This window comes from Streptomyces coeruleoprunus, assembly GCF_039542925.1.
GTDB classification, from domain to species: Bacteria; Actinomycetota; Actinomycetes; order Streptomycetales; family Streptomycetaceae; genus Streptomyces; species Streptomyces coeruleoprunus.
In genome coordinates this window covers 1,473,989-1,488,885 of sequence record NZ_BAABIT010000001.1, presented here as the reverse complement: position 1 = coordinate 1,488,885, position 14,897 = coordinate 1,473,989, and the positions used below count along the sequence as shown (strand labels likewise).

11 protein-coding genes and 2 pseudogenes are annotated in these 14,897 nt (G+C 74.1%); 8 read left to right on the top strand and 5 right to left on the bottom strand.

The features are described from left to right. Nucleotides 1-198: 198 nt before the first annotated feature. From ABEB09_RS06460 to ABEB09_RS06450, 3 genes are all read right to left on the bottom strand, one after another. The gene (locus tag ABEB09_RS06460) at nt 199-636 is read right to left on the bottom strand and encodes a VOC family protein (RefSeq protein ID WP_345687988.1); all 438 of its coding nucleotides are present in this window, start codon (nt 634-636) and stop codon (nt 199-201) included. A gap of 27 nt (nt 637-663) precedes the next feature. Further along, nucleotides 664-1,173: a MarR family winged helix-turn-helix transcriptional regulator gene (locus ABEB09_RS06455; protein WP_345687986.1), complete on the bottom strand. Its 510-nt coding sequence runs from the start codon at nt 1,171-1,173 to the stop codon at nt 664-666. A gap of 80 nt (nt 1,174-1,253) precedes the next feature. Beyond that, a complete protein-coding gene (locus ABEB09_RS06450) occupies nt 1,254-2,642 on the bottom strand; it encodes an aminopeptidase P N-terminal domain-containing protein (protein WP_345687984.1) in 1,389 nt (462 codons plus the stop codon). A gap of 313 nt (nt 2,643-2,955) precedes the next feature. Between ABEB09_RS06450 and ABEB09_RS06445 the strand changes: the two genes are divergently transcribed. From ABEB09_RS06445 to ABEB09_RS06415, 7 genes and pseudogenes are all read left to right on the top strand, one after another. Next, nucleotides 2,956-5,325, top strand: a complete 2,370-nt coding sequence (locus tag ABEB09_RS06445; RefSeq protein WP_345693855.1) for a collagenase — start codon at nt 2,956-2,958, stop codon at nt 5,323-5,325. A gap of 55 nt (nt 5,326-5,380) precedes the next feature. Then, nucleotides 5,381-6,609, top strand: a pseudogene (locus tag ABEB09_RS06440) (NAD(P)/FAD-dependent oxidoreductase). Nucleotides 6,610-6,688: 79 nt separating this feature from the next. Beyond that, a pseudogene (locus tag ABEB09_RS06435) lies at nt 6,689-6,975 on the top strand ((2Fe-2S)-binding protein). Next, the gene (locus tag ABEB09_RS06430) at nt 6,959-8,428 is read left to right on the top strand and encodes an FAD/NAD(P)-dependent oxidoreductase (protein WP_345687982.1); all 1,470 of its coding nucleotides are present in this window, start codon (nt 6,959-6,961) and stop codon (nt 8,426-8,428) included. The pseudogene ABEB09_RS06435 and the gene ABEB09_RS06430 overlap by 17 nt, the downstream one beginning before the upstream one ends. Next, nucleotides 8,425-9,327, top strand: a complete 903-nt coding sequence (locus ABEB09_RS06425; RefSeq protein WP_345687980.1) for a dihydrodipicolinate synthase family protein — start codon at nt 8,425-8,427, stop codon at nt 9,325-9,327. The genes ABEB09_RS06430 and ABEB09_RS06425 overlap by 4 nt, the downstream gene beginning before the upstream one ends. A 20-nt stretch (nt 9,328-9,347) precedes the next feature. Then, nucleotides 9,348-10,349 carry a proline racemase family protein gene (locus ABEB09_RS06420; protein WP_345687978.1) on the top strand — a complete coding sequence of 334 codons (1,002 nt, stop codon included), beginning with the start codon at nt 9,348-9,350 and terminating at the stop codon, nt 10,347-10,349. Between the two features lie 69 nt (nt 10,350-10,418). After that, a complete protein-coding gene (locus ABEB09_RS06415) occupies nt 10,419-11,090 on the top strand; it encodes a GntR family transcriptional regulator (RefSeq protein WP_345687976.1) in 672 nt (223 codons plus the stop codon). 114 nt (nt 11,091-11,204) lie between these two features. Here the strand turns inward: ABEB09_RS06415 and ABEB09_RS06410 are convergent, their stop codons facing one another. Both ABEB09_RS06410 and ABEB09_RS06405 read right to left on the bottom strand, forming a co-directional pair. Next, nucleotides 11,205-13,040 (bottom strand): hypothetical protein, encoded by a 1,836-nt coding sequence (locus ABEB09_RS06410; protein WP_345687974.1) that lies wholly within the window; start codon nt 13,038-13,040, stop codon nt 11,205-11,207. 73 nt (nt 13,041-13,113) lie between these two features. Then, the gene (locus tag ABEB09_RS06405) at nt 13,114-13,743 is read right to left on the bottom strand and encodes a TetR/AcrR family transcriptional regulator (protein ID WP_345687972.1); all 630 of its coding nucleotides are present in this window, start codon (nt 13,741-13,743) and stop codon (nt 13,114-13,116) included. Between the two features lie 98 nt (nt 13,744-13,841). On the opposite strand from ABEB09_RS06405, the gene ABEB09_RS06400 reads away from it, so the two are divergent. Beyond that, nucleotides 13,842-14,780 carry an alpha/beta fold hydrolase gene (locus ABEB09_RS06400; RefSeq protein WP_345687970.1) on the top strand — a complete coding sequence of 313 codons (939 nt, stop codon included), beginning with the start codon at nt 13,842-13,844 and terminating at the stop codon, nt 14,778-14,780. The last annotated feature ends 117 nt before the right edge of the window (nt 14,781-14,897 follow it).

The following is a 14,897-nucleotide window of genomic DNA, read 5'->3' as shown; positions in this document are numbered from 1 at the left end:
CCCAGCCGCGTTGTCGTCACTCGCCGATGCTCCGCATCGACTCCCTCCTCCGCCTTGCGATCGCACGCACCAGACGCCTCCAGGCCCGCCCTTCGGGCGGACGACGCTACTTTGCGGACACTCCCTAGGCCGTAATGCCCCCGCACCCCCGCCGACCCGAGCCCGTCCGGCGATCGAGGGCGAGCGCCGGACGGGCCCTCAGCCGAGCTGCTCCGCGAGCATGAGCATGATTCCCTCGGGGCCGCGGACGTAGCAGAGCCGATAGCTGTCCTCGTAGCGCTCCACCCCACCGATGAGCTCCGTGCCGCGGGCCTTCAGCCCGGCGACGGTGGCGTCGATGTCATCGACGGCGAAGGCGATACGGCGGATGCCCAGGGTGTTCGCCGGCGCGTGCGGGTCGCCTTCCCGGGCCGTCGGCGCGTGGAACCTCATCAGTTCGATCCGTCCGTGGCCGTCCGGAGTCGCGAGCATCGCGATGTCGCACCGGACGCCCTCGAGTCCCACGACGCGGTCCACCCACTCGCCCTCGACCGTCTGCTCACCCAGCACCTCGAGTCCGAGTTCGACGAAGAAGGCCTTCGCCGCCGCGAGATCCTCGACCACGATGCCGACGTTGTCCATGCGCAGGATCGTCATGCGCTCGACGCTAGCGGCATGTGTCCGTCACAACGACCTCTGCCGCACCTGGGACGCGTCCCGTGTCGCGTCCTCCACGTTGCGGATCATTCGGCGCAGGACCTTCAGGGCGGCGACGTACTCCTCGTCGGGCACGCCCTCGTGGACCTGGGTCCGCAGGTCCGTGACCAGGTTCTTGACGCGGGCCTTGGCGGTGCGGCCCGTGTCGGTGAGCCGCAGCCGCCCGTCGTCACCGGCGGAGAGCCACCCGCGGTGGAGCAGCTGGTCGACGACCCGGAACACCTCGTGGTCGCCGCCCGCCAGTTCCCCGATCGCGGCGGCGACGTCCTCCCGTGTCGGTCCGGGCCCGTCCACGTCCACGCGGTTGAGGGTCCACCACTGCGGCTGCGTCACGTCGATGCGCGCCATGGCGTCGCGTATGTACCCGATGACCGCCCGGTGAGCGGCCCCGCTCCAGTACCCGATGGGCTGACCGGCGAGTTCGTCGTCGGTCGCCCCGGGGTCGGCGGGGGAGAGGGTGGGCGTCGTCCGGCTCATGGTCGTTCCCTTCGGGACGTCGGTGCTGACACGGACGACGCTAAGACCTCAACCGCACTTGAGATCAAGGAGACCGCGCCTCACGATCCCAGCAGGTTTCCCATCCACTCCTCGATCGCGTCCGGGGTCCGGGGCAGGGCCGAGGACATCAGGCGGGCCCCGTCCGCCGTGACCACCAGGTCGTCCTCGATGCGCACGCCGATGCCGCGCAGTTCGGGCGGGAGGGTGAGGTCGTCGGGCTGGAGGTACAGGCCCGGTTCCACCGTGAGGACCTGGCCCTCCTCCAGGACGCCGTCCAGGTAGGTCTCGGCGCGGGCCTGGGCGCAGTCGTGGACGTCGATGCCCAGCATGTGGCCGCTGCTGCAGAGCGTGTAGCGGCGGTGCAGGTCGCCCGTGGCGTCCTTGAGGACGCCCCACTCCGCCAGGCCCTCGGCGATGACCCGCATCGCCGCCTGGTGGAAGTCGCGGAACCGGGCGCCGGGGCGGACCGCGGCGATGCCGGCCTCCTGGGCGGCCAGCACGAGGTCGTACACCTGGCGCTGGACGGGGGAGAAGCGGCCGGAGAGGGGGAGGGTGCGGGTGATGTCCGCGGTGTAGAGGGTGTCGGTCTCCACACCCGCGTCGAGGAGGAGCAGGTCGGCGGGGTCGAGGGCGCCGTCGTTGCGTATCCAGTGCAGGACGCAGGCGTGGGCGCCGGACGCGGCGATCGTCTCGTAGCCGGTGCCGTTGCCCTCGGCGCGGGCGCGCAGCCCGAAGACGCCCTCGATCCAGCGTTCACCGCGCGGGTGGGCGAGGGCGCGGGGCAGGGCGCGGACGACGTCCTCGAAGCCGGCCGTGGTGTGGTCGACGGCGAGCTGGAGCTGCTCGACCTCCCAGGCGTCCTTGACCAGGCGCAGTTCGGACAGGACCGCGGCCAGCTCGGGGTCCGTGGCGGGCTCGCGGCCGGGCGGGAGCACTCCGCCCAGCTCGTCCAGGTCGGCGCAGCGGATGCCGGTCAGGCGCTCGGTCTCCGCCAGGTCGGGACGGCGCCCGACCCAGAACTCGCCGTAGCGGCGGTCCCGGTAGAAGGCGTCGCCGCAGCGCTCGGTGTCGCCCGTGCGCGGTGAGCGGGGGCGTACGTAGAGCACCGCCTCGTGGGCGTGCGGACCGGACGGCTCCATGACCAGGACGTGGCCGGGCTGTTCCTCGCCGGTCAGTCCGGTCAGCCAGGCGTACGCGCTGTACGGGCGGAAGCGGTGGTCGCAGTCGTTGGAGCGGACCCGCAACTCGCCCGCGGGGATGACCAGTCGCTCGCCGGGGAACCGGGCCGACAGCCGGGCCCGGCGGGCGGGGGTGACGGCGCGGGCGGGGACCCGGGCGTCGATGGGCAGGGGGCTGGGCTCCCACTGCTCGCCCATGAAACGGGCCAATTCGGTGGATACGGACAGGTCGTGGCTGCCGATGCGGGGGCGGGTGGAGCTGTCGGTCATGGGGGCTCCCGAGGGGTCGTCGGAAACAGATGCGAGCAGAGGGGTTGTCAGTGCAATTTCACATTACTATGTTACAGCTCACATTGCAGTGGCATGCACGCCTCAAACGGGACGTCCGCAGGCATGTGAGCAGGCGTGTGAGCAGGCAGGTCGGCAGCACATGAGGACGCATGTGGGCCCGCATGTGAGCGCATGCGACCACGCCCTGCCGAGGCGCGAAGCAGCCGCTGCGGTGTGCCCGTTCACGCCCGCTCCACGGGTGCGGACGGGTCCCCACCTCCCACACCCACACCAGGAGCCGCAGGTGTTCCAACTGCGTCAACGCAGACCGCTTCGCGCGTCCCTCCTCGCCGCCGCCGTGACCACGGCGCTGCTCGGCACGGCGGGGACGACCCTCTCCACCGCCCACGCCGGCGAGGCCCCCAAGGCGCCGGCCGCCGGCCGGACCGCCGACCGGGCCGCCGCCCCCGGCCCCGACGCGGGCGACCGCCACCCGCACGACGAGGTGCTGCACCTCGGCAAGGCGCCCCGGCAGGTCCTCCGCCCGGCGCCCGCGCCCGGCGAACGGCCCGCGAGCGGCCGCACGCCCGGCCGTCAGACCTCCGCGGCGACGTCGCCCGCGGCGCAGCGTTCCGCCGGGGGAACCGGAACGACCGCCGTGCCCTGCACCCTCGACGACGTCTCCCGGCTCGGCCCCCAGCAGTTCGCCGACTTCCTCGCCGACCGCGCCGTCACGGCGGACGGCTGCCTCCGCGACATCCTCTGGACCTGGGACGCGCGCCTCGGCCGCGTCATGTCCGACGCCCACGTGCAGGCGGTCTCCCAGCGGATAACCGCCCTGGCCGGACAGCACGACGGGCGCAACTCCAGCCACCTGCTGGAGATGTTCACGTACCTCCACGCGGTCGTGTACCACGACTTCTCGCGTGACGAGATCGACGTGACGGACGCCCCGACCGCCGAGGCCATGCGCCGTGCCATTCACTACTTCGGCACCGCCCCCCGCACCTTCGACGTGACCCGCACCAACGCCGAGACGCTCCGCGAGGCCCTCTACACCGGCAGTGCCCCCGGCCTGCGCCACTCGCAGCTGGACCTGATCCGCAAGGTCCTGGCCACCATGGACAAGTACCACCCCGAGACGAACGCCGACCCCTCCTGGGGCGGCGCCGCACTCGCCGCGCTGTCCGTCAACTACCTGGGCCTCTACTCCGGCAACAACGACACGGCCTTCCGGACCGTCGTCGCCCGCAACGAGGCCTACCGCGAGGCGTTCCGCAAGTTCGCCCAGTACACGCACCTCAAGGGCACGCCCAACGAGTGGGTCGTCCGTGACGCGCTGTCCGAGTACGGCCGCTTCGGCGAGATCGGCTCCCTGCGCTCCAGGATCGTCGCGGACCTCGGCGCGCTCCTGCAGCCCGTGACGGCCAACTTCGGGCGCGGCAGCGCCCCCTGGGCCAAGGTCGCCTCCTGGCTCAACTTCTACGAGGCGTGCAAGCCGTACGGCGTCTGCAAGGAAGACATCGAGCGGATGCTCTTCCCGCACACGTACACCTACGACAACGGCACCATCAAGGTCCGCACCGGACTCGACCGCGCCACCGTCGACCAGCTGTACTACGCGAGCAAGCAGGTCAAGGCGCAGTTCCACCGCGTCCTCGGCACCGAGGCGCCGCTGACGGGCGACCCCAACACCGCCCTCAACATCGTGCTGTACGGCTCGCGCGCCGACTACGAGAACTACCACCCGCTGCTGACCGGCATGGACACCAACAACGGCGGCATCTACATCGAGCGCGGCGCCACCTTCTACACGTACCAGCGGCGCGTCCCGCAGGACTCGCGGCTGACGCTGGAGGAGCTGTTCCGCCACGAGTACGTGCACTACCTCAACGGCCGCTGGGCCGTGCCCGGCTTCTTCGGCGAGGGCCCCTGGTACCAGAACGACCGGACCACCGCCATGGACGAGGGCACCGCGGAGTTCTTCGACGGCGCCACCCGCGCCGACGGCGTCGCCGTCCGCAAGTCCCTGGTGCAGAGCATCATCAGCGACACGGCGAACGGCGGCCCCCGCATGACCGTCGACCAGCTGCTGCACGCCACCTACGACGGGGACGGCTTCCGCTTCTACAGCTACGCCGGCACCTTCTTCGAGTACCTGTGGAGCGAGCGCCCCGGCCTGCTCCGCGAGATGTACCGCCACCTGCGCGCCAACGACCCGGCGGCGTTCGACGCCTGGCGCAAGCGGCTCGGCGGCGACGCGGCGCTCCAGCGCGGCTACGACGCCTTCCTGGACCGGCAGATCGCCCGCGTGAACGACCTGTTCGTGCCCAACACCACGTACCACCCGAACGACCGGCTCCGCGACACCACGGCCGAGGCGGTGCGGGCCTCCTTCGCCGCGGCGACCTCGTCCGACCCCGCCTGCACGGCCACCGGCGACCCCGGCATGCCGCGCTTCGTCTGCACCGGCCGCATCACGGCGCGCCTGGCCGACGCGGGTGACGCGGACCGGGTCTTCAAGGACATGTCGGAGACGGTCGACTACTTCCTGCTCGACCGGGCGGCGCCCGCCTCCACCAACCTCGCCGACATGAACTGCTCGTTCGGCGAGGTGGAGATCTGGTCCGACCGTACGGCCGGTACCTCCACGTACACCTGTGACGGGCCACTGCGACGCTGAGATCCGGAAGCTCTTGTGGCACCTCAGTGCTATGTGAAATATTACTGAGGTGCCCATGAGACACCGGACCACCGCGTCACACGCCCCCGACGCCGTCATCGTCGGCGCCGGAGTCGTCGGAGCGGCCTGTGCGTACTACGCGAGCCGCGCCGGCCTCGCCGTCACCGTCGTCGACCGCGGCCCCGTCGCCGGCGGCACGACCGGCGCCGGCGAGGGAAATCTGCTCGTCTCCGACAAGGAGGCGGGCCCCGAGCTCGACCTCGCGCTGCTGTCCACCCGGCTGTGGCGCGAACTCGCCGAGGCCCTCCCACCGGAGGACGCGATCGAGTACGAGCTCAAGGGCGGTCTCGTCGTCACGTCCGACGAGACCGCCCTCACCGCACTGCGCACCTTCGCCAAGGGCCAGCGCGACGCCGGCGTCGAGGCGTACGAGATCCCCGCGGGCGAGGTGCACGCCCTGGAACCGCACCTCGCCCCCGGCCTCGCCGGCGCCTTCCACTACCCCCAGGACGCCCAGGTCCAGCCCGCCCGCGCCGCCGCCGCCCTGCTGCGCGCCGCCGGCACATGGGCGCCGAGCTACGGCTCGGCGAGGAGGTCACCGCCGTCCTCACCGACACCGACGGCGCCGTACGGGGCGTCCGCACCCCGCGCGGCGACCTGCACACCCCGTTCGTCGTCAACGCCGCCGGAACCTGGGGCGGACGAGTCGCCGCGCTCGCCGGCACCCACCTGCCCGTGATGCCCCGCCGCGGCTTCGTCCTCGTCACCGAACCCCTCCCGCCCCGCCTCATCCGCCACAAGGTCTACTCCGCCGACTACATCGCCGACGTCGCCAGCGGCTCCGCCGACCTCCAGTCCTCCCCCGTCGTCGAGGGCACGCCCGCCGGACCCGTCCTCATCGGCGCGACCCGCGAACGCGTCGGCTTCGACCGCGGCCTGTCGACCGAGGCGCTGCGCCGCCTCGCCGCCCAGGCCACCGCCCTGTTCCCGGTCCTGGCCGACGTCCGCGCCCTGCGCGCGTACCACGGCTTCCGCCCGTACCTGCCCGACCACCTCCCGGCGATCGGGGCGGACCCGCGCGTCCCCGGGCTGTACCACGCGTGCGGCCACGAGGGCGCCGGCATCGGCCTGGCACCCGCGACCGGACTGCTCCTCGCCGCCGCACTGAGCGGCGAGCGCCCCGCCCTCGACCTGGCCCCGTTCCGCCCGGACCGCTTCCCCGCCCCGGATTCGGGACCCGGCGCCCCGGAGCCGGGCCCCGACGCCCCAGGAGCCCCGCAGTGAACCCGCCAGGAGCACCGGCAACGAACGTCCCAGGAGCCCCGCAGTGAAGCACCGTCAGCCCGCCGGCCCGCTCGGTCTCGTGCGCGCCGAGCCCGCCGCCCCGATCACCTTCACCTTCGACGGGCGCACGCTCACCGCGCTGCCCGGGCAGACCCTGGCCGCCGCCCTGTGGGCCGCGGGCATCCTGTCCTGGCGCACCACCCGCCACGGCGGCGCTCCGCGCGGGCGTTCTGCGGGATCGGCACGTGCCACGACTGCCTCGCCACCGTCAACGGCCGCCCCAACCAGCGCGCCTGCCTCGTCCCCGTACGCCCCGGGGACACCGTCACCACCCAGGAGGGCACCGGCCATGACACCACCCGCTGACCTCGCCGTCGTCGGCGCGGGCCCGGCCGGGCTCGCCGCGGCCGTCACCGCCGCCGACCTCGGCCTGCGGGTCACCCTGCTCGACGCGGGGGAGCGGCCGGGCGGCCAGTTCTACCGCCACCCGGCGCCCGGGCTCGGCGCCACTCGCCCGGAGGCGCTCCACCACGGCTGGCGCCACTTCGCCGCCCGCGAGCGGCGGCTGGAGGCCCACCGGCGGGCCGGCCGCGTCACGTACCTGCCCGCCCACCACGTCTGGACGGTCGTCAGGGACGCCCAGGACGCCCAGGACGCCCACGACCCGCGCGGCGACTGGCGGCTGCACGCCGTGGCCGGCCCGGACGAGGCACCCGCCACCGTCCGCGCCCGGGCCGTGCTCCTCGCGACCGGCGCCTACGAACGCCAACTGCCCTTCCCCGGCTGGACCCTGCCCGGCGTCGTCGGCGCGGGCGGCGCCCAGGCCATGCTCAAGTCCGGGCTCGTCCTCCCCGGCCGGCGCGTCGTCGTCGCGGGCAGCGGCCCCCTGCTGCTCGCCGTCGCCGGATCGCTCGCCGCGGCCGGGGCCCGCGTACCCGCCGTCGTGGAGGCCGCCGACTACACCGCGTACGCCCGCCACCTGCCCACCCTGCTGCGCAACCCCGGCAAACTCGCCGAGGGCGCCGTCCACGGCGGCGGCCTCCTCCGCCACACCACCCGGCTGCTCACCCGGCACGCCGTCACCGCGGCCCACGGCACCACGCGCGTCGAGGCCGTCACCGTCCAGCGCCTCGACCGCGACTGGCGCCCCGTCCCCGGCACCGCCCGCCGCGTCCCGTGCGACGCCCTCGCGGTCGGCCACGGCCTCGTCCCGCAGCTCGAACTCGCCACCGGCCTCGGCTGCGCGACCCGCCGCGCCCCCGACGGCACGCCCGCCCTCGACCTCGACGCCGACCAGGCCACCTCCGTCCCCGGCGTGTGGGCCGCGGGCGAGACCGGCGGTGTCGGCGGCGCCGACCTGGCCCTCACCGAAGGCGAGATCGCCGCCGCGGCGGTCGCCGAGACCCTGCACGGCACCCCGCGCGACCCGCGCCGCACCGCCGCCCTCGCCCGCCGCCGCACCCGGCTGCGCGCCTTCGCCGACGCGATGGCCGCCGCCCACCGGCCCGGACCCGGCTGGACCGGCTGGCTGGACGACACCACCGAGGTGTGCCGCTGCGAGGAGGTCACCGCCGACCGCGTCCGCGAGGCCGTCACCGAACTGGGCGCCCGCGACGCCCGCACCGTGAAGCTGCTCACCCGCGCCGGAATGGGCTGGTGCCAGGGCCGTATGTGCGGCCAGGCCGTCGCCCTCCTCGCCGGCGAGGACCCCGCCCCGGACCGCCGCCCGCTGTCCTGCCCCGTACCGCTCGACCACCTGGCCCAGCTGCCCGGCCCTCCCGGGACCGGGACCGACCGCACCCAAGGAGCCCCCGCATGAGCACCGACACCCGTACGCGCCCGTGGCGCGGGATCATGGTCGCGACGGCGTTGCCGTTGCGTGAGGATCTGTCCGTCGATTTCGACGCGTATGCCGAGCATGTGGCGTGGCTGGTCGCGCAGGGGTGTGACGGTGTGGTGCCCAACGGTTCGCTGGGCGAGTACCAGACGCTCACGGACGCCGAGCGGGCCCGGGTGGTGCGGGTGGCGGTGGAGGCGGCCGGTGACGGTGCCCGTGTGATGCCCGGTGTGGCCGCCTACGGGAGCGCGGAGGCGCGGCGGTGGGCGGAGCAGGCGGGGGAGGCGGGGTGTGGTTCGGTGCTGTTGCTGCCGCCGAACGCCTACCGTGCCGACGAGGGCGGGGTGCGGGCGCACTACGCGGAGGTCGCGGCGGCGGGTGTGCCCGTGGTGGCGTACAACAACCCTTACGACACGCGGGTGGACCTGACGCCTCAGCTGCTGGCGCGGCTGCACGGCGAGGGGCACATCGTGGCGGTGAAGGAGTTCAGCGGGGACGTGCGCCGGGCGTACGAGATCGCCGAACTCGCGCCGGAGCTGGACCTGCTGATCGGCGCGGACGACGTGCTGCTGGAGCTGGCGCTGGCCGGGGCGGTGGGGTGGATCGCCGGTTACCCCAACGCCCTGCCCGGCGCGTGCGCGGCCCTGTACCGGGCGGCCGTGGGCCAGGACCTCGACCTCGCCCTGCCGCTGTACAAGGCGCTGCACCCGCTGCTGCGGTGGGACTCCAAGCCCGAGTTCGTCCAGGCCATCAAGCTGTCCATGGACATCGCCGGCCGTCCCGGCGGCCCCACCCGTCCGCCGCGCGCCCCGCTCGGCGACACCCAGGCCGCCATCGTCCGCGCGGCCACCGAGAAGGCCCTCGCCGAAGGCCTCGACTGACACCGGAGGAGGACAGCCAGATGCGTACCCGACACGTTTTCCACGCCGTCGACTCGCACACCGAGGGCATGCCGACCCGGGTCATCACCGGCGGCGTCGGGGTGATCCCCGGTGCCACGATGGCGGAGCGCCGCCGGCACCTCATCGCCGAACGCGACGACCTGCGCACCCTGCTGATGTACGAGCCGCGCGGCCACGCCGCGATGAGTGGTGCCATCCTCCAGCCGCCGACCCGGCCGGACGCCGACGTCGGCGTCCTGTACATCGAGGTCTCCGGGGCGCTGCCGATGTGCGGCCACGGCACCATCGGCGTCGCGACCGTGCTCGTCGAGACCGGCATGGTGCCGGTCGCGGAGCCGGTCACCACGGTCCGCCTGGACACCCCGGCCGGCCTGGTGTCGGTCGACGTCCGCGTCGAGGACGGCGCCGCGAAGGCCGTCACCCTCACCAACGTCCCCGCGTTCTGCGTGGGTCTCGACCGCAAGGTCGACGTGCCGGGCCACGGCACGGTCACCTACGACCTCGCGTACGGCGGCAACTTCTACGCCTTCGTACAGCTCGACGCGCTCGGCCTGCCCTTCGACCGGGCCCGCAAGGACGAGCTGCTCGCCGCCGGACTGGCGATCATGGAGGCGATCAATGCGACGGACCGCCCGGTCCACCCCGAGAACGACGCGATCAGCGGGCTCAAGCACGTGTACCTGGCCGCGCCCGGCTCGGACGCCACGCACTCCCGGCACGCCATGGCCATCCACCCCGGCTGGTTCGACCGGTCGCCGTGCGGCACCGGCACCTCGGCGCGCATGGCGCAGCTGCACGCGCGCGGAGAGCTGCCGCTCGGCCGGGACTTCGTCAACGAGTCGTTCATCGGTACGCGGTTCACGGGCCGGCTCGTCGAGGAGACCACGGTGGGCGGCCTGCCCGCCGTCGTCCCGACCGTGACGGGCCGCGCCTGGATCACCGGTACGGCGCAGTACTTCCTGGACCCGGACGACCCGTTCCCGGCGGGTTTCCTACTCTGAGGAGCCGCGACGTTCACACATCACACATGACGCACCACGCACCACGCGTCCCGCAGCCGGAGGTAGGCCATGGGTGGCCACTTGAAACAGCAGAACCTGATCACCGCCCAGGAGCGGCTGCGCGACCAGGTCGCCCACGCGCTGCGGGCCGCCCTCATCTCCGGTGAACTCCAGCCGGGGAAGGTCTACTCGGCCCCTGCCCTGGCGGCGGACTTCGGGATCTCGGCCACCCCCGTACGGGAGGCGATGCTCGACCTGGCCCGCGAGGGTCTGGTCGAGCCCGTACGGAACAAGGGCTTCCGGATCACCGAGGTCAGCGAACGCGACCTCGACCAGTACTCGGAGCTGCGGGCGCTGATCGAGGTGCCGACCGTCGGCGCCATCACCGGCTCGGCGACCCGCGAACAGCTGGAGGCGCTGCGCCCGATCGCCGACGAGATCGTGGCCAGCGCCCGCGACCACGACCTCATCGGCTACCTGGACGCCGACCGCCGCTTCCACCTCTCCCTGCTCGCCCTGCACGGCAACGACCGGCTGGTCGAGACGGTCGGCGACCTGCGCAAGCGCTCCCGGCTGTACGGCCTGACGGCCCTCGACGAGAGCGGCCTGCTGGTCGCCTCGGCACAGGAGCACCACGAACTCCTGGACCTGATGCTCGCGGGCGACGCGAAGGCGGCGGAGGCCTGCATGACGCGTCACCTGGGACACGTCCGCTCGCTGTGGGCGGCGGAGGAACACTGATCCGTACGGCGGCGGACGCCGCGCCCGGGCCCCCGTGGTGTGAGGGCCGGGCGCGGTGCGCCGTACCGCCGGTTCGCCGATCGCCACCGGTTCGCCGCGCTACCGTTCTCCGCGCTACCGGTTCTCCGGCCAGGGAATGCCCAGCCTTTCGGCCTCCGCTCGGGTGCCGCCCGTGAGCTGCGCGTAGGTCTTCGGGTCCGACGTCGCGAGCCGGTGCAGCGCCGCGGCCGCCCGTTCCTCGGGCGGGGTGCCGTCCTCGGGGATCCGCCAGACGAACTGGAGCCACGGCCCGTCCCGGTCCTCGCGGCCGGCGGCGAGGCCCGGCCGGAACGTGAAGTACACCTCCGTCGTGTCGGGGGAGCGGTAGTCCGTGACGGCCCGGCCCGACTCGGCGTCCCACCGGGTGAGCAGCCCCGGCCGCTCCCGCAGGCCCGCGCCGATCAGCCGGGCCGTGGCCCACGCGGGCCACACCCAGGACCGGTCCCGCTCGGCGCGGGCGACCTCGGCGTCGTACTCCGCCGCGTCGAAGCGGATCTCCGGCAGTTCGCGCGGCGGCCGCGGCCCGTACGAAGGGGCGGGGCGGCGCCACCCGCCCCACACCACCTCGTCGCCCTCGCGGGAGACGGTCACGTGGAGGGCGCCGCAGCAGCCCTCCGTGCAGTACGCCTCGGCGAGCCGCACGTCACGTGGTTCCTCGGTCGCCCGGAGCAGGCCGCGGTCCAGGAGGGCCGCCGGGGAGTCGCCCGGACCCTCCCTGAAGGCCTCCGGCACGAGGGGCCGGCCGTCGATCAGGAAACGCGTCTCGACCATCGCGGACTGGGCCGGGTCGGGCACGGCGACCTCGATCCGCAGCCGCGGCGGTGTTCCGGGCCGCCGGGCGAAGGGGATCCGCGCCGTGCGCCGTATCCACCGCGCACGGTGCAGCAGGGCCGGATCGGCGGGCTCCTCGGCCGCCACGGCCGCCCAGGCCGGCGCACTGAGCACGGCTTCCAGGGTGTCCAGCAGCGCCTCGCGCCGCCCGGGCCGCCAGTCCAGGTGGAAGCTGGGCCCACTGTGGAGGTCGACGGCCAGGGAGAGCAGCAGCGCGTAGTGGTCGAGGGTCGCGGGCAGCCGGTCCGCCCGGGCCACTAGGGCCTCGTACGCGGCGACGGCCCGTCGGTAGTCGAGGATCTCCGCCCGGTACTCCCGAGGGCTCGTCATCCGCTCCAGCAGAGCCGCGCCCTGCGCCAGGAGCAGGGGGTCGGCCGGGTGGTCCCGCAGGAGCGCGTCGAGCCGGACGGCCTCGGCGACCCGGCGGGCGACCGACGGGGCCAGGGCGCCGCGCGGCCGGATGGCGGCCGTCCGCAGCCAGGTGCGCACGGCCGCGTGGTCCACCGCGGCGAGGGCGTCGACCAGCCGCCGCACCTCCTCCGGTCTGCCGTGCCGGGCGAGCCACAACAGGGCGGCGGCCGGGAGGTCGAGCGGGGCCAGCGCGTGGACCGCCAGGTCGGTGAGGTCGCGCAGGAGGCCGATGGCCATGAGGCACCGCACGTCCTGCCGCTCGCCGACGCGGGCGAGCAGCGCGAGCCCCGCGGTCACGGCGGCCGTGCTGCTCCCCACGCGCACCAGTCGCCGGGCGACGGCGCGGGCCGTGGCCTCGTCCTCCAGGGGCAGTTCGGCGACGGCCCTCTGGACGTGCGAGTCGTACGCCCCGAGTTCGTCGAGGCGCCGGTGCAGCTCATCGGCGGCGCGTACGGGGTCGGGCGCGGTCAGCAGGGGCGGGACGAGGTCCCCCAGGGCGGTCCGGGCGGCCTGCCAGCCGAGGCGGCCACGCCGGCGAGGGGGTGGGTCGGGAAGGGGATAACCGCCCTTGGGCAGCAATCCGTCGGGCTCGGCGCGACGGAGGCGCAGGGCGTAGGTGTACAGGGAGGGCCTGGGGTGGAGCGCGACGCGCTCGTCCGGGGCGCTCACCGGGCGGTGCTGGACTCGATTCCGTAGATCATGCGCGGCATCCTGCCATGCCGCCCGGTGGAACGCGAACGCGTTACCGGTTTCCGCCGACCGGTTCGAGCCGTGCGGCCAGCCCCTCGAAGTACCCGCGGTACAGCGCGACCAGGTCCACCTGCTCGGGGTCCAGCAGCCACAGCAGGTTCGCCCCCTCCAGGAACGCGGCCACCTCGGCGGCCAGGGCCGGCGGGTCGAGGTCGGCGCGTGCCGTGCCGGTCGCCGCGGCATGCGTGAACAGGGTGACGAGATGGCCGCGCAGGGCGCGCCCGCGGTCGCGGAACCAGGTGTGGAGCGCCGTACCGGCCGCCAGGTTCTCCGCGGTCAGCGTCGTGTGCAGGGCGGCCAGTTCGCGGTCGGTGGCGGCGGTGTGCTCCGCGTCGCGGACGAACCAGTCGAAGGCCTCGCGCAGCGTCGGCCGGGCGTCACGCGGAATGGACAGCCGCTCCAGCGCCCGCCGGTCGACCTCCTCCAGGACGGCCCGGACGAGGCCGTCCTTGCTGCCGAAGTGGTGGATGAGCGCGGAGGGCGTGACCCCCGCACGCTCCGCGACCGCGGCGACGCCGGTGCCGCGCACCCCTTGTGCGGCGAACAGCGTGATCGCGGCATCCACCATGGCGCGCCGCCGCTCGACGCCCCGCTTCTGCACCTGTCCCTTGACTCCGGCCATACGGATCAGGGTGCCCCGGGCCCGTCCGCGGCGTCCAACGCGCACGTGGCCGGAAATCGCTGGCCGCGCCGCTCCCTCCGCCATTAACCTGAACGACCATGCAGGAAAATAATCTGACCGACGACCGTCCCGCCGGCATCGAGCGCATGGTGCGCGCGGGTGAACTCGACCTGTGGACCGAGGAGTTCGGCGACCCGGAGCACCCGGTGGCGCTGCTGCTGATGGGCGCCGGGGCGCAGGGCGTCCAGTGGAACGACGGCTTCGTCCGCCGCCTGGTCGCCGGGGGCCTCCGGGTCGTCCGCTACGACCACCGCGACGCCGGCCTCTCCTCCACCGTCGACTACGCCGCCCACCCGTACACCGTCGCCGACATGGCCGACGACGCGCTGGCCGTCCTTGACGCGTACGGCGTGGACCGGGCGCACCTCGTGGGCGCGTCCCTCGGCGGCGTCATCGCCCAGCGGATCGCCGCCACCCGTCCGCACCGCGTGCTCACCCTGACCGCCCTCGCCTCCACACCCCTGGGCGTGGACATGGCCGGCACGATCCAGCGCGCCATGGCGGGGGAGCCGCCCGTCCCCGGCGACCTCCCGGCGCCCACGCCCGAAGTGCTGGCCACGCTGGCCACGACCCTCCCGGACCCGGACGCGACCGTGGAGGAGTACCTGACGGCGCGCCTGCCCCTGTGGCGCGTCCTGCACGGCCCGGTGCTGCCCTTCGACGAGGGCGAGTACCGGGCGATGGAGCGGCGGGTGCACGAGCGTGCCCGCGACCTGCGGTCCTCGCTCAACCACTCGCTCGCCGGAGCCGCCGGCGGCGACTCCGTCAAGGCGCTGGCCGACATCACCGCACCCACCCTGGTCCTGCACGGCACGGAGGACCCCGTCTTCCCGCCCCCGCACGGCGAAGCCCTCGCCACCGCGATCCCGGGCGCCCGCCTGGTCCCCGTACACGGCATGGGCCACACCCTGCCGGCCGGCCTGGACGACGTGCTGTCGGAGGAGATCCTGCGACACACGGCGACGCCCACCGACTGACCCAGGCGACCCCGCCGCTCACCACCGTGGGGGCGGCGGGCGCGCGACCGCTGACACGCCCGGCCACTGCCGCATCCGCGCCGAGAGCGGGCGCGGACTCCACTCTCGTAGGCACGG

Bases quoted from the DNA above. Each gene is read 5' to 3' on its own strand.
- ABEB09_RS06425 (WP_345687980.1), top strand. From the start codon at position 8,425: ATGAGCACCGACACCCGTACGCGCCCGTGGCGCGGGATCATGGTCGCG.
- ABEB09_RS06450 (WP_345687984.1), bottom strand. From the start codon at position 2,642: ATGACCGACAGCTCCACCCGCCCCCGCATCGGCAGCCACGACCTGTCC.
- ABEB09_RS06415 (WP_345687976.1), top strand. From the start codon at position 10,419: ATGGGTGGCCACTTGAAACAGCAGAACCTGATCACCGCCCAGGAGCGG.
- ABEB09_RS06455 (WP_345687986.1), bottom strand. From the start codon at position 1,173: ATGAGCCGGACGACGCCCACCCTCTCCCCCGCCGACCCCGGGGCGACC.
- ABEB09_RS06430 (WP_345687982.1), top strand. From the start codon at position 6,959: ATGACACCACCCGCTGACCTCGCCGTCGTCGGCGCGGGCCCGGCCGGG.
- ABEB09_RS06460 (WP_345687988.1), bottom strand. From the start codon at position 636: ATGACGATCCTGCGCATGGACAACGTCGGCATCGTGGTCGAGGATCTC.
- ABEB09_RS06405 (WP_345687972.1), bottom strand. From the start codon at position 13,743: ATGGCCGGAGTCAAGGGACAGGTGCAGAAGCGGGGCGTCGAGCGGCGG.
- ABEB09_RS06420 (WP_345687978.1), top strand. From the start codon at position 9,348: ATGCGTACCCGACACGTTTTCCACGCCGTCGACTCGCACACCGAGGGC.
- ABEB09_RS06400 (WP_345687970.1), top strand. From the start codon at position 13,842: ATGCAGGAAAATAATCTGACCGACGACCGTCCCGCCGGCATCGAGCGC.